The organism is Nitrospirota bacterium (assembly GCA_016180645.1).
Taxonomy (GTDB): Bacteria; JACPQY01; JACPQY01; order JACPQY01; family JACPQY01; genus JACPAV01.
On sequence record JACPAV010000019.1, the window covers coordinates 58,148 to 78,341 of the forward strand.

16 protein-coding genes are annotated in these 20,194 nt (G+C 62.2%); 5 read left to right on the forward strand and 11 right to left on the reverse strand.

Annotation, left to right across the window (positions count from 1 at the left end; translation table 11 throughout):
• Window positions 1-59: 59 nt before the first annotated feature.
• Entirely contained in the window at window positions 60-1,049 is a 990-nt protein-coding gene (locus HYT87_12095; protein MBI2060502.1) for an NAD-dependent epimerase/dehydratase family protein, read from the forward strand.
• Window positions 1,046-2,026, forward strand: a complete 981-nt coding sequence (locus HYT87_12100; protein ID MBI2060503.1) for an SDR family oxidoreductase — start codon at window positions 1,046-1,048, stop codon at window positions 2,024-2,026. Before HYT87_12095 ends, HYT87_12100 begins: the two co-directional genes overlap by 4 nt.
• Here HYT87_12100 and HYT87_12105 read toward each other — a convergent pair.
• Window positions 2,010-3,020: a glycosyltransferase family 2 protein gene (locus HYT87_12105; protein MBI2060504.1), complete on the reverse strand. Its 1,011-nt coding sequence runs from the start codon at window positions 3,018-3,020 to the stop codon at window positions 2,010-2,012. The two genes, HYT87_12100 and HYT87_12105, sit on opposite strands and share 17 nt — an antisense overlap.
• 111 nt (window positions 3,021-3,131) lie before the next feature.
• Between HYT87_12105 and HYT87_12110 the strand changes: the two genes are divergently transcribed.
• Window positions 3,132-4,619, forward strand: coding sequence for an O-antigen ligase family protein (locus HYT87_12110; protein MBI2060505.1), 1,488 nt, complete (start codon window positions 3,132-3,134; stop codon window positions 4,617-4,619).
• On the opposite strand, the gene HYT87_12115 is transcribed toward HYT87_12110, so the two are convergent.
• The 7 genes from HYT87_12115 to HYT87_12145 form a co-directional block, all read right to left on the reverse strand.
• Window positions 4,607-5,377 (reverse strand): class I SAM-dependent methyltransferase, encoded by a 771-nt coding sequence (locus tag HYT87_12115; protein MBI2060506.1) that lies wholly within the window; start codon window positions 5,375-5,377, stop codon window positions 4,607-4,609. The genes HYT87_12110 and HYT87_12115 overlap by 13 nt on opposite strands.
• A gap of 133 nt (window positions 5,378-5,510) precedes the next feature.
• The gene (locus HYT87_12120; GenBank protein MBI2060507.1) at window positions 5,511-6,632 is read right to left on the reverse strand and encodes a glycosyltransferase family 4 protein; all 1,122 of its coding nucleotides are present in this window, start codon (window positions 6,630-6,632) and stop codon (window positions 5,511-5,513) included.
• Window positions 6,633-6,634: 2 nt separating this feature from the next.
• Window positions 6,635-7,792 (reverse strand): glycosyltransferase, encoded by a 1,158-nt coding sequence (locus HYT87_12125; GenBank protein ID MBI2060508.1) that lies wholly within the window; start codon window positions 7,790-7,792, stop codon window positions 6,635-6,637.
• 16 nt (window positions 7,793-7,808) lie between these two features.
• A complete protein-coding gene (locus tag HYT87_12130) occupies window positions 7,809-8,975 on the reverse strand; it encodes a radical SAM protein (GenBank protein MBI2060509.1) in 1,167 nt (388 codons plus the stop codon).
• A 163-nt stretch (window positions 8,976-9,138) separates the two neighbouring features.
• Window positions 9,139-10,338: a DegT/DnrJ/EryC1/StrS family aminotransferase gene (locus HYT87_12135; GenBank protein MBI2060510.1), complete on the reverse strand. Its 1,200-nt coding sequence runs from the start codon at window positions 10,336-10,338 to the stop codon at window positions 9,139-9,141.
• 50 nt (window positions 10,339-10,388) lie between these two features.
• The gene (locus HYT87_12140) at window positions 10,389-12,641 is read right to left on the reverse strand and encodes a polysaccharide biosynthesis tyrosine autokinase (GenBank protein MBI2060511.1); all 2,253 of its coding nucleotides are present in this window, start codon (window positions 12,639-12,641) and stop codon (window positions 10,389-10,391) included.
• Window positions 12,642-12,655: 14 nt separating this feature from the next.
• Window positions 12,656-13,759 (reverse strand): glycosyltransferase family 9 protein, encoded by a 1,104-nt coding sequence (locus tag HYT87_12145; GenBank protein ID MBI2060512.1) that lies wholly within the window; start codon window positions 13,757-13,759, stop codon window positions 12,656-12,658.
• 358 nt (window positions 13,760-14,117) lie between these two features.
• Here HYT87_12145 and HYT87_12150 point away from each other — a divergent pair, with 358 nt between their 5' ends.
• Window positions 14,118-15,917, forward strand: a complete 1,800-nt coding sequence (locus tag HYT87_12150; protein MBI2060513.1) for a protein kinase — start codon at window positions 14,118-14,120, stop codon at window positions 15,915-15,917.
• Window positions 15,914-16,258: a hypothetical protein gene (locus HYT87_12155; GenBank protein MBI2060514.1), complete on the forward strand. Its 345-nt coding sequence runs from the start codon at window positions 15,914-15,916 to the stop codon at window positions 16,256-16,258. The genes HYT87_12150 and HYT87_12155 overlap by 4 nt, the downstream gene beginning before the upstream one ends.
• 99 nt (window positions 16,259-16,357) lie before the next feature.
• On the opposite strand, the gene HYT87_12160 is transcribed toward HYT87_12155, so the two are convergent.
• The 3 genes from HYT87_12160 to lysS are packed head-to-tail and all read right to left on the reverse strand — an operon-like array spanning window position 16,358 to window position 20,192.
• Window positions 16,358-17,446 (reverse strand): AI-2E family transporter, encoded by a 1,089-nt coding sequence (locus HYT87_12160; GenBank protein MBI2060515.1) that lies wholly within the window; start codon window positions 17,444-17,446, stop codon window positions 16,358-16,360.
• Window positions 17,447-17,469: 23 nt separating this feature from the next.
• Entirely contained in the window at window positions 17,470-18,702 is a 1,233-nt protein-coding gene (locus tag HYT87_12165) for a lipoprotein-releasing ABC transporter permease subunit (protein MBI2060516.1), read from the reverse strand.
• Window positions 18,699-20,192 carry a lysine--tRNA ligase gene (gene lysS / locus HYT87_12170; GenBank protein ID MBI2060517.1) on the reverse strand — a complete coding sequence of 498 codons (1,494 nt, stop codon included), beginning with the start codon at window positions 20,190-20,192 and terminating at the stop codon, window positions 18,699-18,701. Before lysS ends, HYT87_12165 begins: the two co-directional genes overlap by 4 nt.
• Window positions 20,193-20,194 lie beyond the last annotated feature (2 nt).

Below are 20,194 nucleotides of genomic sequence, written 5' to 3' on the forward strand. Positions count from 1 at the left end.
CTCGCCCACGCCGGCGTACCGGCCATGGCCCGGCGCGGAAGCGCGCGCCGACACGACGCGTGGCAAGCACCCGCCCGTCGGCCTCCGTCAACGTCCTCGTCATCGGAGGGGCGGGCTTCGTGGGCGCGAACATGGTTCGCCGATGCCTCGCGGAACCCGGAAGCCGCGTCACCGTCATGGACTCCCTCGACCCTCACCTCCACGCGACCACGAACAACCTCCAAAGCGTATGGAGCCGGATCAGGTTCGTCCGCGGCGATCTGCGGGACGAAAGCCTGCTCGCGGAATTGGTGCAAGGCCAGGACGTCATCTTCAACTGCGCCGCCCAGACCTCCCATCCCCTGTCGATCCAGTACCCCCTGCTCGATGCCGACATCAACTGCCTGGGGAATCTGAAGCTCCTCGAAACCGTCCGCCACCTGAACCGAAAGGCGGTCGTGGTGTACACATCGAGCAGCACGGTCGTCGGAAAAAGTCGCCGCGCCATGATCGACGAGGACCATCCGGAGAGGCCGCTGGAAATCTATTCCGCCAACAAGAGCGCCGCCGAGAAGTACTACCGGATCTACAACACCCTTCACGATCTGAAAACCGTCGTCCCCCGCTTCGCGAACCTCTATGGCCCCTTCGGCAAGGGATATCCCGAGTTCGGGTTCATCAACTACTTCATCCACCTTGCCCGGACCGGAAAAGAGATCACCCTCTACGGCGCGGGCAACCAGGTTCGAAACGTCATGTACGTGGAAGACGCCACCGACCTCCTCTGGACGGCCTGGCAGCAACCTCGCGTCTTCGGCCACCTCTTCTTCGCCACCGGCGACGAGCATCTGTCCGTCGCCGACATCGCAAGGACCATTGTCCGGGTGTTCCGCAAGGGGAAGGTCGTCCACATCGCCTGGCCCGATGAGCGCAAGCGCATCGAAATCGACAGCGCCAAGTTCTCGTCCGGCAAAATTCGCGCCCTCACCGGGTGGAAACCTCGTTACACCTTGGCCCAGGGTCTCGAACGCACTCTCGCCGAAATCCAGCCGTCCCCGGCCGGGAAATGAGAATCGTTGTCACGGGCGCCCTCGGCCATATCGGATCGCGCCTGATCCGCGAACTCCCCGCGGCGGTCCCGGGGGCCGACATGGTCATGCTGGACGACCTGTCCACTCAGCGTCACGCCTCCCTCTTCCACCTCCCCGCGGGGAGCTACCGCTTCATCGAGGGGGACGTGCTCACCTTCGACCTGGATTCGTTGCTTGCCGGGGCGGAGGTGGTCGTCCACCTCGCCGCCGTGACCGACGCCGCCACCAGCTTCCACCACGCGGATCGTGTCCGCGAAGTGAATCTCGTCGGAACGGAGAAAGTGGCCCGCGCCTGCCTTCAACAAAGATGCCGCATGATCTTCCCGTCCACCACGAGCGTGTACGGCTCCCAGGCCGCCACCGTCGATGAAGATTGTCCGGAACCGGATCTGAAACCCCAAAGCCCCTACGCCGAGTCCAAGCTGGAGGCCGAGCGTCTCCTGACCCGAATGTCCGCGCAGGAAGGGCTCCACAGCGTCATCCTGCGATTCGGAACGATCTTCGGAACGTCCCCCGGAATGCGCTTCCATACCGCCATCAACAAGTTCTGCTGGCAGGCCGTACACGGGCAGCCCCTCTCCGTCTGGCGTACGGCCCTCCACCAGCGCCGACCGTACCTGGACCTCGGGGACGCCGTCTCGGCCATCCGGCACGTCATCGACAAGGGTCTGTTCGACGGACGGATCTACAACGTCGTCACCTCCAACCTCACCGTGGAGGAGGTCATTCACACCCTGTCCAGGTTCATCCCCGGCGTCCGGATCGAATACGTGGATGCGCCGATCATGAATCAACTCTCCTACACCGTCGCCGGCGAGCGCTTCGCCTCGACCGGATTCGCCTACCACGGGAACGTGGAAGCCGGCATCCGGGAGACCCTCCAGTGGTTGAAGCAGGCCCAGTCCGCTCGCGGGGAGATCGGCGCCTCGCCGGTCGATTCTATCCCGCGCCGCTGAACTCGGAACTCTCCAGCTCCTCCGAGGCCCTTTCGTAGTTTCTCAGGGACGATCGCAGTCGCTCGTCCCCCCTCACCCAGGCGATGCAGCGGATCCCGGCTCGACGGAGGGGCAGTTCCAACCGGGTGGTGCGTTTCACCATCCCGAACCAGGCCGGATGATGCTTCTGCACATACCGAAGGCGGCTCCGATAATTTTCCACGAGGGGGAGGACGTCGCCGGAAGGCCGGGACTTGGCCCAGTGATGGATGATGCTGGGGGCCGGGATGTAGTACGCAACCCTTCCCCGCCGGGCCAGCCGGAGGCAGAGATCGACGTCTTCAAAATACATGAAAAACCGCTCGTCGAATCCCCCGATCGTCGAAAAATCGCCCCGTCTCATGAAGACACAGTTCCCGCCGCCCCACGCCACGGGATGTTCGGATGCATGCCAACGAACCGTGCGCCCGAACACGATCTGTTTGAAGAACGCGGATCGATAGACCGCAAAGCGCAGCGTGGACCAACCGAGCCATTCGAGAAGGAAACCCGCGGGCGACGGAAACCTCCTGTTGACGGACGGCTGCAACGTGCGATCCCCGTTCAGGATCCGGCAAAACACCGCTCCCGTCTCCGAGTGGGACTGCATGTGTCCCACCAGTCGCGGAAAGGGGTCCTCAATCAGCTCACAATCGCTGTTCAGGAACAGCAGGTACTCCGCTCCGCTGAGCGCCGCGCCCCGATTGTTGGCTGCCCCAAAACCGAGGTTGTGAGGAAGGGTCAGCACGCGCACCCGCGGCTCTTGGAATCGCTCCAGAAGCGCTTCCCGCGAACCGTCCGTAGACGCGTTGTCCACAATGATCACGTCCGCGCACCCCCCCTGATCGAAGGCCAGAAGGGACTCCACGCAACGGACGATCCAGTGCCCGCCGTTGCAGTTGACGAGGACGACGCTGCACGAGGGCCTCCGTGTGGCCGCCGCGCGAGTCCGAAGAAGCCCGGCCTTGTTCCGCATGCCCTCCATCCTAACCTTCCCCCGCCCAAGGGGGAAGGGAGAACCGGACTTTCGCCTCTCCCATCCCCGTGGGACTGGCCCGGAGGTCCGAATACCGCTAAGATACGACGAATGCGCAGCGACTCGATGCCTCGATTCGGAATGCTCGCCATCGTCATGGGACTGTTCGGGCTGGTGGCGGCCCTCGTCACCGCCCAAACGCTGGGCCCGGTGGGTTTGGCCATGATCGCCCTCTTCACTCTCGTTTTCCTGCTCACCTTCGTCAACCCCGAATGGATTCTGCACCTCGTCATTCTCTCCATGCTGCTCAGCCCGGAGATCGCGTTGACTCGAGTTTCCGACACCGGCGGTCACAATGAGCTGACCCTCCGCGCGGAGGATTTTCTGCTGATGTTCCTCGGAATCGCCTGGATGGCCCGCGTGGCCGTATACAAGGAGATCCGACAGGTCTCCCACAGCCCGATCAACGCTCCGGTTGCGGCCTTCCTGGGATGCTGCATGATCTCGACGCTGTTCGGAATCGTCGCGGGAGCCGTGCAGCCGCTGGTCGGCGGTCTCTACCTGCTGAAATACTTCGAGTACTACTTCATCTACTACATGGTCATCATGACGGTCGATGACGAGAAACAAGTCCGCAGACTTCTCTTCACGTTCTTCCTCACCGCCGTCATTACCTGCGTCATTGCCATGGCGCAAGTCCCCGGGGGCGGTCGGGTCACCGCCCCCTTCGAGGGCCAGGATTCGGGCGAGCCGAACACTCTGGGAGGCTACCTGGTTCTCACCTTGGGGGTCACCCTGGGGTTCCTTTCCCACAGTCGCAGCTACTGGCAGCAAGTGGGATGGACGGCCATGTGCCTCGGCCTGATCTTCCCCCTGGCCTACACTCTCTCGCGAGCCTCCTGGGTGGCCGTGATTCCCGTCTTCCTCGGTTTCCTGGTCCTGAACTACCGGAAACGGGCCTTTCTCGTGTTTCTCGGCCCCGTCGCGTTCGTGGCGCTCGTCCTCATGATCGCTCCGGAAAGCCTGGTGGGTCGGATTCGAGGGAGAATAGACGAGACGTTTGTTATTAATGCCGGCGAGGCATCCACCCAGGAACTTTTCGGAACCCCGCTCGACGCTTCGACCTCGCAACGCGTCCAAAAATACGGCGAGGCGATCCGTCTTGCCGGGGCACACCCATTGCTCGGCCGCGGTCTGACGGGTTGGGGTATTACGGATGCCTGGTTCCCCCGCCTTCTCGTGGAAACGGGCGCCCTCGGCTTGGTGGCCTTCCTGTGGCTCCTGGTAAAAGTTCTCCAAGGCAACCGTGCCGCCGCCCACGCGCAGAGAGAACGACCGGACCCCGTGGTCCAAGGCCTCATCGCGGGACAGTTGTTGGGGTTTCTCGCGGTAATGACACACGCCGTTGGCGCCGATACGTTCCTCATCGTCCGAATCATGGAGCCGTTCTGGCTCGTGACGGCGCTCACCTTCGCCGTTTCGCATCTCCGCCAAGTGCCGGCGGAGGTTGGCGCGGAGCCGGAACCTCCACCCTCGGCGGAAATGGACCACGACAGGGGCACGAACGCGCTCGCGCCCCGTTCAGATCACTTCCGCTGATCCGCCGCCGGCCGGGATCGCGCCTGCTTTCTGCCGAGGACGTAGATGGAAGGCCCCAACAGACATCGGCCCCCCGAAATCACCCGGACCGCTTCCGCCAGGCCAAACAACACCCCTTTGAGAAGGGCGACGGCCCAACGGCCTCCGTAGGCGTCCTCCAGCACCATGGGACCGTTTCCGGCGGCCACCACGGTGAATCCGAGCCTGGCCAGCACGGCTCGGAGTGTGTCGGCATGAAAGGAGTACACATAGAGTATCGGAAGCCACGCTTTCACCCCCGACCCGAGACCCAACCGGAGAACCAGCCGCATGGCCGGTCCGTGCAGGGCGGCATTCTTCACGCGAATCAAGAGCCAGCCCCCCTCGCTCAGGGCGGCGGCGGCCTTCCTCAACACGCCCACCGGATCGAGGATCGTCGGGAGCACGTCCTGGAAAACGATCGCATCCACGCTGCCCTCGCCCAAAGGAACATCCTCGATGCGGCCCGGGATGAGGTCCAGGCCGTGCTTCTCGCGAACGTAGGCCGCGCAGGCGGGAACCGGCTCGATGCCGGCGACCCCCCACCCCTGGTCTCGGGCGGCCGCCAACAGGTCTCCGTAGCCGGGCCCCACATCCATCAGCCGCGCGCCCGGCCGCGGCGCCGGGAGCAGGGCCGCCACCTTCCGGGCCAATCTTCCCCTTCCGGAGGGATGACCTTCCCGCGTGTAGTAGCGATCCCCCCCCTCGGACAAATCCTGTTCGCTCGGAAGGCGGGCCATTCGATAACACCTGCAGACAGGGCATGACAAATAGTCACACCCATTCCGCGTGAAGGCATGCCGCAGTCGCCCCTTCTCGCAGAAGGCGCACGTCAGTCCTCCGCCGGCCGTCATCCTTCCATGCCCCGCCCGATCAGGCCATGCTCTCTTCGATACAGCCCAGCACCCGCCGGGTCATCGCGAGCGAGTTGAAGGTCGCCGCGCGCCGACGGCATCGGGCGCCGAGTCGCGCCTGAAGACCGGCATCCGCAAGCAGGGATTCCAGCTTCAACGCCAAGTCTGCCTCGTCTCCCACGTTGAACAAGAGGCCGGCATCACCCACCAACTCGGGAAGGCTGGACACGTTGGAAACCAGCGCGGGGATTCCGGCGTGCATGGCCTCCAACACCGGCAGCCCAAACCCCTCGTATCGGGATGGAAAAACGAAAACGGTCGCGTGAGCGTACAGAGCGGCCAAGTCCGCGTCCTCAACCTCGCCGAGAAACCGAACGCGGGATCCCAGCCCGCTCCCTCGCATCCATTGTAAAACGTCCTCGGGAAGATTCTCCTTTCTTCCGACCACAACGACCTCGAAGCGTTTCCTCACCCCCTCCGGCAGCAGGCGATAAGCCCGCAGCAGCGTACCCACGTCTTTGTGAGACCGCAGATTGCTCACATGCAGGATGTACTCTCCGCGCACCCCGGAGGGAGGACGGGAGTTGCGCTTCCGCTCCATGAGCTTCACCAACGAGGGCCGAAGACCGAGATACACCGTCTCGATCCTGTCCGCCGAAGACCCGAACACGCGCAGAATATCCCGCTTGGTCGATTCCGAGATCGTGATCACCTTTCTGGCCTTCGCGAGAGTCAACCTGCACATGGCCCGATAGTAGAGCTTTTCCAGGCGGCCGGCCGCGTCGGGAAGAAACAGGGGAGACAGGTCGTTGATCCATGCGATCACAACGGGCGCAAGCGCCGGCACTTTGACGTACGGTGTAAGAAACACATCCAGGCGCTCGTGCCGGCAGGACCAGGAGAGGTAGGCCTGGTCCCACCACACCCCCGGCCACCGGCCCATCGTCGTAGTCCGGATGCGGCTCCGATCCTCCGCGCCCGGAAACACGGTATCCCGATCGCCATAGAGGTGGAACGTCCAGCGGGGGCGCTCGACCAGGGCATGCGAGAGAAACGCGCCAAGATAGGACTGGATTCCCGTATGCCGGCCCTTCGCGAACTCTCGCCAGTCAATCCCAACGTTCAGAACCCCCGTGTCCATGACTACACGCCCGCCTCCAGCACCGACGCGTAGAGACTTTCCATCTGCCGGCACATCTCGTTCTGTGAAAACCGGATCGCCACCCACTCTTTCGCCCTTCGCCCCATGGCGGAGCTGCCGGCTGCCGCGTTCAAGCCCGCCCGAATCCCCTCCGAAAGAGCCTCCGGCGTGGGTGTGGCGACGAGATATCCGGTCTCCCCATCCCGGATGAGCGAAGGAATGCCTCCCACCGCGGGGGCAACGCAGATTCTCTCCATGTATTCCGCCATCACGAGGGTGCGGCCCATCCCCTCGTTGAGCGACGGCTGGACGAAAACGTCCATCGCAGCCATGTAAGGCTCCGCCGGTGTCTGCCACCCCAGAAACTTGATGGCGTCGCCCATGCCCAATTCAGAGCTCAGAGATTCCAACTTTGCCCGCAGAGGTCCGTCCCCAATGATCCAAACGACCACGGACGGGTCCCGCAAAAGGGCCGCCGCTCGAACAAGGAGTTCCACTCCTTTTACCGGCACCAGCCGGGCCACGGTGCCGACGACCCGTCGGCCCGGACCCCCTCCATGCCTCGATCGAATCGTCTCGATCTCTTCCTTCGCGGGAATTCTGAGGTCTCCGAAATCGACCCCGCTGGGGATGGATGCCAGTCGCCGACGGGGTCGAATCCCCCAACGCCGATATTCCACCGCTCCGCTCTCCGTCAACGCGATCAACGCGTCCGTGATTCGCGCCGTGACACGCTCGATCTCCCGGTAGAGTCTGCTTTTCACCGGGCCGAAGTAGCCGTAGAACACGTGCCCGTGTGGGGTATGCACGATGACCGGCCTGCCCTTCCGCCGCACCGACCACGCCGCCCAGCGCCCCACCACGCCGCCCTTCGAAGAGTGCGTATGAACCAAATCGAAATCGTGCTTCTGCATGTATCCCCGGATCCGGGCCACCGCCCGGAGGTCCGTCCTCCATGCGATTCCCCGCCGCAGGAACTCCTCCACCTCCACCCGAACTCCCGCCTCCTGCAACATGCCCCGAAGTCCCTCCCACCGCTCGCTCGGGCCGGTCACCAAGTGAACCTCGTGGCCCCTCCGGGCGAAATGGGCGGCGCTGTGAACCGTGCTCTCCGCCGATCCCCCCGGATCGAGGCGCGTGATGACATGGAGAATCTTCAAGTGCGCCCTTGTCGATTCAAAACCGGTAGTACTCCGTGCACTTGTTGCAGGCGGGGTATTCGCCGCGCTCTTTCAGGTCCCGCCGAAATCGAACGTAGGCCTCGTTGTTCCAGATGGCCTCAAAAGCCTCCAGCCGGATGTTCCCGAAGGAAAGATTCATGGACTCGCACGCCCGCACGGTTCCGTCCGGGAAGATGTAGCATTGAAGCCAGGGGCTCGCGCAGGAGTGCGAATAGCTCAAGGGATTGAACCACGGCTCCGCATAGTACCGACCGATTTCACTCTCCTCGTAGTTCGGGTAAAAGAACACCGGCACCCGGTACCGGCGCTTGCGGATGGCGCGCATCTGCTCCAACAGCTTCGCGGCGTCGATGCGCGGCGGGGCCTCCCTGACGAACCCCCCCCAATCCGGGCTGACCTCGCCGAAGCTCGATCCGAAGACCTCACGGTGGACCTCGTATACTCCGGGACCGAGATAGACCGGATGATGAAACGTAATCGATTCCACTTCCGACCGCTCCGCCACTCGGATCGTGTCCTCCAGACAATCCACATTCTCCGGATTCAATGTGCTGTTGAGGTGGATCACCGGATACCGCCCCATCCTCCGGGCCCGCGCCGCGCGCACGGCGTCCACCCCCTCCATCGCGCGCCTGAAAGAGCCATCCTGCCCGCGGATCTCATCGTGAACCTTCTCCGGTCCGTCCACCGACACGATAATCTCCCGCAGACCCGCCTCCACCAGGTCGTCGGCCTTGCCCGCCAAGCCGGAGGCGTTCGTGATCATGTTCGTGCGGAGACCCCGCGAGGCGGCGTACCGGACGAGCGGCACGAGATCTCGATACAACAGCGGCTCGCCTCCGAACAACGTGAGAGTCGGACGGAAATCCGCGACGCCATCCACCAGTCGCATCAAGACATCGAGGGGAAGCGATTCACGCAACTGATCGCGGGTGTAGCTCAGGAAAGACCCGTTCTCACCCCACTGGCCGCACATGCGGCAGCGAAGATTGCAATGGGACGTGAGAACCAGCGTGATCGTCTCGGGATGCAACGCCCGCCCTCTCAGCCATCGGCGCGCCCAGAAGCCCTGGACCCTCGACCAAGCCGCCCGCGCGGCGTAACCGGGTTGCGATATCGCCTTCCTCGCCAGCCGATCGCGATGACGCAGAACTCCCCGCATCGGCTAGTACCGCCTTGAATAATTCATGGAAGCGCTCCCAGCGTGGTGGCGGTGCGGTAGCCCCGCTCTCAGCAAGCGATTCTCGAATAGAGGCGGGGCGTATGTACCATGTTGCCACGCCGAGCCGATGTTCGAACTGATCAAGTACTTGGGCAACATGGTGCTATCTCCCGAACCGGCGCTCGAAGACGCTCACCATGCGCTCCAAGTCCATCGGTCGAACCCACGGGTGGACAGGCAGGGTGAGCAGTCGCGGCGCCAGTTGCTCCGCATGCGGGAACTCCTCCCGGCCGGGCGGGAACCCTTCCGGATAGCTTTGGCTCACCGTGCGTGGAAACATCACCGAAGCATCCATTCCCTCTCTCCAGAGATCCTCCCGCACCGCGCGCACCTTTTCAAGAGACTCGATGATGACCGGCAGGCGGGTGAAAGCGGGAAATCCGCCCGCTCCGATCCGCGGCACGTGAACGCCCTTCATCTTTCCCAGCCACGCATGCAGGTAGCGGCCGTTCATCATCCGCCTGTAGCTCTCCCCTTCGAGCCGCGGCCAGCTTCGCTCCAGCAGGCTTGCCCTCGCCCGATCCATCGAAAAGTAGGACAGCGTCTCATGGCGGCGGCTGGACTTGAAGAGCCGCCAAAACGGATAGCCCCATCCATAGAGCCGGGGCCTTGAGGCCATCCCCAGTCCGACGAGAAGAAACGGCAAGGCGGCTCTTGACACGAACGGACGCGCCGGCAGTTCCGCCTCCAGCGACCTCATCCGATCTCCCAGGTCGGCCTCCCGAGCCACGGCGCTCCCCCCCCCGTAAGCCGAAAGGTTCTTCCCCCTCTCGAAGCTGAAAAAGGAGGCCGCGCCGTGTCGCCCCGCCCAATCCCCCCGAAGCCTGGACCCGAGAGCCTGGGCCGCATCCTCCACCACGGCGGCGCCCCTCGTCTCCGCCATCCGGAGGATCGCATCCACCTCCAACGGAAACCCGAACAGATGGACAACGACCACGGCCAGTGTCTCACGGCCTACCACCTGCTCCAGGGCCGGCAGGTCATAGCCCAAGGTGTCCGGATCCACGTCGCACAACCGGGTCGCGAGCCCGGCCTTCCCCACCACGAGGTGCAAGCCCGGAACCGTGTAGGCCGGGAGAACCACTTCCCGGCGATCGGACCGCTCCTTCAGCGCGCGGAGGATGAGCGAAAAGGCGGCGCTGCCCGATCCCGCCAGGGAGGGATCCCTCCCAAAATGACGGCGCAGCGTTTCGCGAAAGGATTCAACCGAGCCCCTGCGCGCGGAAAAACTCGCGATCAGGATGTCCCGGAAACGGATCCGAACCGCGGCAGGAGGGACTTTCCTGATTCTACTTCGCCCCATCCGTGGTCCAGCCGCCGATGATTGCGGAGCCGTGCTGATCGGAAAGCGGGTTACGAACGCAGGTTCAGCCGTTCGCGCGCGGCCTGGATTCGACCCTTGAGCTTCTTGAACTGGGCCGCAAGACTCGGCCCCACCCGCTCGTGTTTCTGAGGATAGCCGTAGGTGTACGTCCCGCGTCCCATCCGGTAGCGGTAGGCCGGATACATGCCTCCGATCTTGAAATCGACGTCGTTGAGCACCACACCCAGCACCTTCCCGCCGACTTTCTCGATCGCCTCGACCGCTCTGCGCACAAGCTGCCGGCCCGTCTTGCCCCAGCGATACACCAGGATCACCCCGTCGGTCGCCGGCGCAACGATCGTCGCATCCGAGACCGGCAGCACGGGCGGACAATCCACCAAGACGATGTCAAAGGTCTTCCGGAACTGCTCGATGAGATGACCGCGAACAAAGGAGCCCAGAACATCCGGAGGATTGAGCGGCGTCTCGCCGGCGGGGATGACGGAAAGGTTCTCCAGGCCCGGCGTCAGCTTCAGGAAATCAAGGCTCAACTCCGAGAGCATCAGATCCGTCACGTCACGGAGAACGTCCTGCAGTTGGGAGGTCCCGTGGACCAGCTCCACCAGCCCCGGTTTCGGAGCAAACTTGAGGACGTTCTTGTACACCGGGCGACGCGTGTTGCCTTCGATCAGCAGCGTCTTGAGTCCGCTCTGGGCGAAGCAGATGGCCAGGTTCATCATGGTGGTGGATTTGCCCTCCTGAGGCATCGCGCTCGTGGCCGTGAAGACCCTTCCCCCCTCGCCCGTCTTCCAGAGATGCATCTTGAGGGCGCGGTAACTCTCGGCCACCACCGACTTGGGCTGGAGATGCGTCACCAAACGATGGACCTCGTGCCCCAACCCCTGCGCCGCCTCGCGCACCGCGGGGGACATGTCCCGCTCCGTCTCCATGGGCTCGTAGTGAGGAATCACCCCGAGCACGGGCAGGCCCAGGTACTTCTCCACCTCCTCGATCGTCACCAGCGAGAAATCGAGACTCTCCTGCACAAAAGCGAGGCCGATGCCGAGGACCAGCCCGAGGATGACAACCGCAAAAAGCGCTCCCCACGACTTCCGCACCAACGGGACCGCCGGGACCATCGCCGGCTGAACGATCCGCACATTGTCCGCGCGGATCGAATTCTGAAGCTTGACTTCCTGGTACTTCTCCTCGAGGCTCGCCAGAATCTTTTGAACGATCTCCAGCTCCCGGTCCATCCGCCCAAGCTCGATCTGCTGGTGCAGGGCCGTTCGGTGCTTCTGGTCCAATTCGACGATTTTCTTGTAGACCTCGTTCAGTTGTTTGTCCCATCGTTTCCGCACTTCCTCGGCCTGTTTCAGCAGGTCCCGCTCATAACTCTTGCGCCGCAGCCGAAGATCCGCCATCGTCGGGTGCTCCTCCGTCAGCCCCACCGCCAGCGATTTCTCCTCCGCCAGGAGACCGCTGTACGTTTGGTACATCGCCACGAAGGACTGACCGACATCCTCCCCCGAGAAAGGCGAGTATTCTCCGGACGCGCCCTCCGGTGAATTGAGGCGCTCGATGAAGCGTTCCATGTCCCCCAGCGCCGCCTCGAGGTGATTGCGCTCTTCCATGAGATTCGTAAAATTGGTCACGTAGAGTTGGGTCTCGGACGGCAGATCCAGGATGTTGTGCTTCTCTTTGAACTCGATGAGCTCCTTCTCAACCTTGTTCAGGGAATCGACGAGCACTCCCCGCTGCTCCTTCACGAACCAGTCCGCCTCGCTGTTCCGGGTCTCCGCCGTCATCCGGCTGTAGGCCCGATACTCCTCCGCCACCGCCTGGGCCAGATCGCGCGCCCGGAGCGCGGTGCCCGCCACCGCAAGAATCTCGATGATGTTGGTATTCTCCTGAGGGCTGGCGCGCACGCTGTCCTGGAGGCGCCGAACCTGGGACTGGAAACTCGGATCGAGCACGATCTCCTCCTCGGTCTTGTCCTTCGGGACATCCCCAAGCCTCTTGGCCACCTGGGCCAGGACGGGAAAACTGGTCATGATCGTGCTCTCCGTGGCAATTTTTCCCCGCGCGGTCGAATACCGCGTAAACAGTTGTTGGAAAGTAACCTCCTCCTTGATTTCCACGCTGGCCTTCGATTCGTAGAGCGGCTCCTTGGATTGGACGACAAACCATCCCACGAAGAAACCGACGCCTACGGTGATGAAGATGATGAACTTTCGCCGCCTGAGAATGCGGAGGATGTCCGAGAGATCGGCCCTGGTTTCGGGCTTCCTAATTTCGGCCACGTGAGACTCTTATATTAGCTCAATCTTCGATCATCGTCAAAGATTTCGTGACTCAGCCGCTCGAAGGCCCGCAGGACTTCCTCTTCTGCAATCCCGCGCAGGCAAGATTGGTTTTCCGCGACCGGGTTTGGACACGCCCAATGGTAGCACGGGGCGCAGGGAACGGAATGAGCGAGCATAACGGACCGACCGGGGCTGACATGGGGTCGATGGGTGATTCCATCCCCCGGCCCGACCAGGACCAGCGTCGGTTTGTCCCAAATCCCGGCCAAATGCTGGGGCGCGCTGTAGGTGGTGAGTATGAGGTCGGAAACCGCCAGCACCGCCGCCGAGCGGACAAGATCAAACCGGCCCCGGGCGTCGAGGTGACAAATCCCCGATGAGGGCGGAATTCCCGGGTCTGCGCCCTTCCCCCAAACCACGGGGCGAATGGCGAACTTGTCCTGGAGCAAGCGGACCAACGTCTCCACCCGGTCGGCCGGCAGGCGCCGCGTCGGTCGTTCGCCCCCCAACGCCACCGCCACGAGAGGGCCCGAGAGTCCCCTCCAGTCGTGGTGATGGATGAAGGCCCTTGCTTCTTCAATCTCCTCAGACCTCAACCGCAAATGCGGCCGTAAAGAGGGTTCCCCTCCCTCTCCCGCCGATCCGACGGTTCGGACCAGCGCCGCCATTCGTTCCATCTGGTCCGCCGGCCGATCGTCTTCGTCCAAACGATTTGTAAAAAATGGGGCGCGATTCGCCGTATTTCTCCCCACGGTTTCGGGGGCGCCCAGCCAGCCCAGGAAAAGTCGCAACCACCAGCCTCCGAGCCCCGAGCTCACGTGATGCAGACTGATGACGACGTCAAACCGACCGCGCAAAGAAGCAACCCTCCGGAGCCAGCGCGGCCAGTCCCCCAAGGAAGGCGCGCTCCGCGCGCGGCTCGTGGGAAGCGCCAAAACCTCGTCGGCATCGGTACACCGCTCCGCCAACGGCAGGGCTTTCTCCGATACCAGCAGGGTCAGTCTGGACCTCGGCGCCCGGTTCCTCAGGATGCGTACGGCTGGGGTGGAGTCCACAAAGTCTCCAATGCCCGAGACGTTGAGGACAAGAATCCTCCGGCCTTCAAGCGACGACATCATAGACCTGCTTCACACCTTCCCGCGCTCCGCGGCCGGTCCGTCCTGCCCGATCCGCTCCCGCCCGGACCGGCCCGTGGCGCCGACTCGCGCGAATTATACTCCCTGTCGGACACCCAGTTCACCTGAGTTCATCGGATCCTGATGAACTCCCTTGGATCCCCGCACGGGGCTTCCGCCCCCGCGCGCGGGCCGGGGTGAAGACTTTGTAAACAATTGGGGCTAGAATCCCGACAGGCGCAAGAATGTTTGTTTCCGCTTGTGAACACGGAGCTTGTCCACCCGCCCTCCCGGTCGCCGGCCGCCGCCCGGGAGCGAGCGGCGAACAGCCCAGGAAGTCGGCCGGACGCGGCTTCTGATGCCCCTCTTCGGCTCCAAGGAAGAAAACGAACTCAAGAAGGCCGCGAAGCTCGAGCAGGACGGTCAATGGCAGCTCGCGGCCCAGGCCTTCATGAAACTCGGTCGACAGGACGACGCGGCGCGCCTCTATGCCAAATCGGGTGACGCCAAGACCGCAGCCGACATCTATCTCCGCAACGGAAACGGCGAGAAGGCCTTCTCCCTCCTGCGAACGGCCCGCAACAAAGAGGAAGGGGCCAGGCTCCTCCAGAAGCACGGGCAACGCGAATTCGCCGCCCGCCTGTTCATCGAGGCCGGACGATACATCAGCGCCGCTGAGATCTATGAATCGACGGGGCAGTTCCTCCAAGCAGCCGATCTGTTTTCCAAGGGAGACATGATTTCAGAAGCCGCGCAGTGCTACGAAAAAGCGGGGGACTTTCCCAAGGCCACGGGCATGTTCCTCAGAATCTTCCAGACGGAGCTTCATCGCCACCAGATCGAGCCGGGCTACCCCAAGGAACGCCTCGTTCCACTCGCCACCAAGTGCGCCTCCCTGAAGTACCAGATGGGGCAATTCCCCGAGGCGGCGGAAATCCTTCAACGAGTGGGAATGCTGGACAAGGCGGCGGCCATCTACGCCAAAATCGGCCACCTGGACAAGGCCGCCAAGATCTACGAGGACGTCGGGGATTTCGCGCGCGCCGCGGACATCTACGAGAGGCTCGGCAAGAAATCCGATGCGCAATTGATCAAGGCCCGCTACTACGAGAACAAGGGCGAGATCGACCAGGCCGCCAAAATGTACTACGCCGCCGGACACTATACCGAAGCGGGCAACCTGTACTGGCGCATGGGCCAACTCATGGAAGCCGCACAGTGCGCCGAGAAGGAAACCAACTACTCCTGGGCGGCGGACCTCTACCGCGAAGCCGGCCAGACCGAGAAGGCCCGGCAGTGCGACCTCAAAGCGGGACGCATCCCCCCTCCGGCGGCGGGACCGGCCGCTGCGGCTATACCTCAACCAAAGCCTAAACCTGTCGTCTCAAGATATCAAAAGAACGAGATTCTTGGGCGTGGCGGGATGGGAGTAGTATACCGGGCACTCGACAAGATTCTCAACCGGACGGTGGCCTTGAAGGTTCTGGCCGACGACCTCAAAAAGGATCCGGAGGCCATCGAGCAGCTCATGCGCGAGGCTCGCGCCGCCGCCGCCCTAAACCATCCCAACGTTGTGACGATCTATGATGCAGGGCGCGAGAATGAGCAATACTTCATCGTGATGGAATACGTGGAAGGGACGCTCTTGAAGAGCCTCATCAAACGCACCGGGCCGCTGAACGTCCAGGAGTGTCTTCCCATCCTGCGCCAGCTCTGCCAGGGACTCGCCTACGCCCATGGCCGCCAGATCGTGCATCGCGATATCAAGCCGGGAAATGTCATGATTACCGCCGATAAGACCGTGAAGATCATGGATTTCGGCCTTGCCAAGAAACTGGGACAAAGCCACACTAAGAGCACCGTCATGGGAACGCCGTATTACATGTCGCCCGAACAGGTGGAGGGCGCGGAAACCGACCACCGAAGCGATATCTACTCCCTCGGGGCTACGCTTTTCGAAATCCTGGCGGGACGCCCCCCCTTCACCGACGGGGATGTCCCCTACCACCACCGCCACTCCCCCCCCCCGGATCCGACGCTCTTCGCGACCGAGCTTCCGTCGGAATGGTCCGCCGTCATCCTTCGATGTCTGGAGAAAGACCCCGCGCGCCGTTTCGATTCGGCGCTGGAAATTCTGAAAGGGGTGGAGTCCATTTGAAACCCCGTGCCCTCGCCCTGCTGCTGTCGCTTGTCGTCCTGGGATCAGGATGTGAAAAGGTCAGATCCCTCGCGGGGATGGCCGAGAAGAACTCTGTGGCGACGGGACAGCCCGCCGCATCGCGCCAATCCGGCGCCGCGAAGAAACCACCGGCGGCCAAGCCGCCGCTCCCCTTCCCCAAGGAACAGGCCGAGGCCATCCTGGACCAGCAGGAGAAAATCTCGACTGAAACCCGGGACGCCTTTCTCGCCCGCCAGCTCTCGAAATCCGAAGAGGATGATCTCTATTTCGAGCCGCCGGCGGACGAAACCTGGTCCAAGCTCACGCCGGAACGACGGTAGGCCTCAGCAAAGCAATTCGCGAAAGCGGTAGCCGCGGGCTCTAGCCCGCGATTCAGGAATACACGCTGCGGCGCACACCTACCCAGCAGGGCGCAGAAACTACGCGGGGGGTGGGCTTTTCGCCGAATCCCCCGGAGCCTGATACTCGCGCCTGTAGATATCGAGGAGGCTGAGGAAGACCGCCAGGATCGAAGGTCCAAGCAGAATCCCCGTAAACCCGAACAGCTTGAGCCCTCCAAGGATGCTGAAAAAGAGCAGAAGGGTCGGTATCCTCGCCCGCCCCCCGATAATCATCGGCTTGACGATGTTGTCGATGGAACTGACCACGAGCGCCCCGACCGCAAGAAGAATGGCGCCCTTCCAAACGTGCCCCGTCAAAAACAAGATGATCGACCCCGGAAGCCAGACCAGCGACGCCCCGCCGATCGGCAACGTTCCCCCGATGAATGTGATGACTGCACCCAGAATGGGATAGGGAAGGCCCAAGGCTATGAGGAGAAGCGCCACCATGCCGGCCTGGACGGCGGCCGTGATGAGTACGCCTGCAATGACCGAGTGAAGAATCTCGTAAAACGTTTTGAAAATTCGATCCTTCTGGTCCTGGGACATGGGGAGGAAGGATTTGAGATTGCGAACGAGTCCGGGCCCGTCCCGGAGAAAGAAAAATAGCGTGAAAACCAGTATCGCCAGGTAGAGGATACCCACCAGGAACCCCTTGGCTCCGATGGGAATGAGCGACACGACCCCCGAGGCGATCCTTTCGAAAATCCCCTCCATCGTTTCCGGATCGGAGAGGGCATGAATCCCCAGCTTCTCTTCGGCAAACTCGAACCACGCATGGGGAAACATCGACAGCACGCTGTTCATGGCCCGGTTGATGTTTTCCTTCGAGAGGTAACCCTTGACCTGTCCGAAGGCGTCCACCAGCTCCGCGCCGAGCGTCGTTGCCACCAGGGTGAGCGGGATCAGCAGGGCAAGGAGAATCAGGAAGGTAACCACTCCGGCGGCCGGGGCTTTCCGCCCCTGGAACCACCGCTCGAATCGCTCCTGGACGGGATAGAAGACAATCGCGAGAGTCGCCGCCCAGAAGATTACGAAGTAAAAGGGACGCAGGATCTGGAGAAAAATGTACAGGAGGAATAGGAGCACGCCGAAAAAGAAACCCGCGACAAGATACCTTCGATCCATGCGGTGCCTATCCTTCCGAGGATCTATTCATAGCGGAGGGCCTCGATGGGGTCCAAGCGCGCCGCGCTCCGAGAGGGATAGAGTGTGGCCAGAAGACACGTGAGGAGGGCCGCTACGCTGACGAGGGCGAAGACGGCGGGCTGGATCTTCACCGGCAGGGTCGAAATGTAATACACGTCCGCCGGGAGATGGATGAATTCGTACCGCTTGAGGAGGAGACACAGGCCATAACCTCCACCCAGCCCCAAGAGCGTTCCGGAAACTCCGATCAGCAGCCCTTGCCAGATGAAGATCCTCCGCACCATCCCCGAGGGCGCGCCCATGGCTTTCAGGATGGCGATGTCCTTCCCCTTCTCCATGACCATCATGATGAGCGTGGCAATGATCCCGAAGCTGGCCACGATGATGATCATGAGGAGGATAAGAAACATGACCGTCTTTTCGAGTTTCAACGCGGAGAACAGATTCTGGTTCATTTCCATCCAGTGACGGGTGTAGAACTCCGGACCCAGCGAGGACTCAATCAAGAGGGCGATCTCGCGCGCCCGGTAGATGTCGTCCACTTTCACCTCGTATCCCGTGATTTTGTCCCCCATGTTGAAGAATTCCTGCGCTTCCTTCAACGGGATGTACACGAAGCTGGAATCGTATTCGTACATCCCGGTTTGGAAAACGCCCTGAACTTGGTAGGTGCGGAACCGGGGGATCATCCCCATCGGCGTCACTTCCCCCAGCGGCGAGATCACATCGAGATTCTCCCCCACAAAAACGGCCAGGTTTCTCGACAGTTCCTTCCCCACCACCATCGGAGGAGGTCCGTCCTTCGGAACCGTCGCCAAACTCCCCAGCGATCCCTCCACAATCCTCTTCCCTACATCGGTCACCTCCGAAAAAGAGGTGGGATCGATGCCCTTCACCACCACTCCCATCAGGTTGCCCACCGACCTCGCCATGGCCTGCGAAAACACGAAAGGCGCCAGGCCGGAGACGCCCGGAACGTTCCGCATGGCCTGCTCCACCTCCTTCGACCGCTCCGCTCCCGATCCTCCCCGCTTGAGAACCACGATGTGGGAGTTGGTCCCGAGGATTTTCGTCCTCAGGTCCTCCTCAAATCCCGCCATGACCGAGATGACCACCACGAGCGCGGTCACCCCCAGCGCCACACCCAGGACCGAGAAACCGCTGATCACGGAGATGAAAACCTGTTTGCGCTTGGCCATGAGATACCGCCGCGCGATGTAGAGCGGTACATTCATTCCTGAATACCCTTTATGCTACGCATGAGAGGAAATAATATAACCTCCCGTATCGACGATGAATTAGTTAGAAGCATGACCAGCCTATCGATGCCGATCCCTTCGCCGGCCGCGGGAGGCATCCCGAATTCGAGGGCCTGGACGTAGTCTTCGTCCACAGCCATACATTCCTGTTCCTCCCCCTTCTTGTGGGCCAGTTGTTCTTCGAATCGCTTTCTCTGGTCGGCAGGATCGTTGAGCTCCGAGAAGGCATTGGCCATTTCACGTCCGGCTATGAACAGCTCGAATCGATCGACCAGCTCCGGTTGATTCGCGTTCCTTCTCGCCAGCGGCGAGACCTCCACGGGGTACTGGGTGATGAACGTCGGCTGGATAAGCTTCGGCTCCACCCTCTCCTCAAAGAGCACCATTTGGAGGCCGCCCAGCCCAAGGCTCTTCAGGTCGCCCTCTTCAGGTTTGATCCCGCCTGCTTCGGCAAGGCGTCGCAAGGCGGACGCATCACGAACGATCGACCGTTCGAGGCCTGCCACCGCGACCAGCGATTCCTCCATGGTGTAACGCTTCCAAGGAGGCGTCAGGTCGATCTGGTGCTCCCCGTAAGGCACGAGGAATGACCCGCAGATCTCCCGGGCGATTGTGGACATCATCTCCTGCGTGAGGTCGATCAGGTCTTCGTACGTCGCGAAGCTCTGGTAGAACTCGAGCATAGTAAACTCAGGGTTGTGCTGGGTGGAGAGCCCCTCATTCCGGAAGTTTCGCCCGATCTCAAACACGCGCTCGATCCCCCCGACCAGCAGGCGCTTGAGATACAGTTCCGGAGCGATCCGCATGAAGAGCTTCATGTCCAGCGCGTTGTGATGGGTCACAAAGGGGCGCGCCGCCGCCCCGCCCGCCATCGGTTGCATCATGGGCGTGTCCACTTCCACGAATCCCCGCGAGGTCAGAAAGGCCCGCACGCCATTCACAATCTGTTGCCGCGCCAGTACGATCCGCCGCGCGTCGGGATTGACGATCAGATCGACGTACCGCTGGCGAAATCGCGTTTCGACGTCCGTCAGGCCGTGCCATTTCTCCGGCAGCGGCCGCACGCATTTGGACAGGATCCGGAGGCGGCTTGCCGCGATCGTCAACTCGCCCGTGCGGGTGCGGAAGATACGCCCTTCAACGCCCACCCAGTCGCCCACGTCCAGAAAATGGGCAATTTCGAAAGCCTCGTCGCCCATGGCATCCTTTTTCATGTAGATCTGAATTTTCTCCAGGCGATTCAGGATGTGGCCGAACCGGGCCTTTCCGAATGAGCGAAGGGCGATCAGCCGCCCCGCCACGTGAAAGATCGTCTCCACGTGTTCCAAATCCTCCGTTTTCGTGGCGCCGAACTGCGCGATCAAGTCGCCGGCCGTATGCGTCGGACGGAAATCGTTGGGATACGAAGGCACCCCCTTTTCCTTCAGGTCCAGTTGTTTCTGAAGCCTTTGCAGGTGTTCTTCCATGC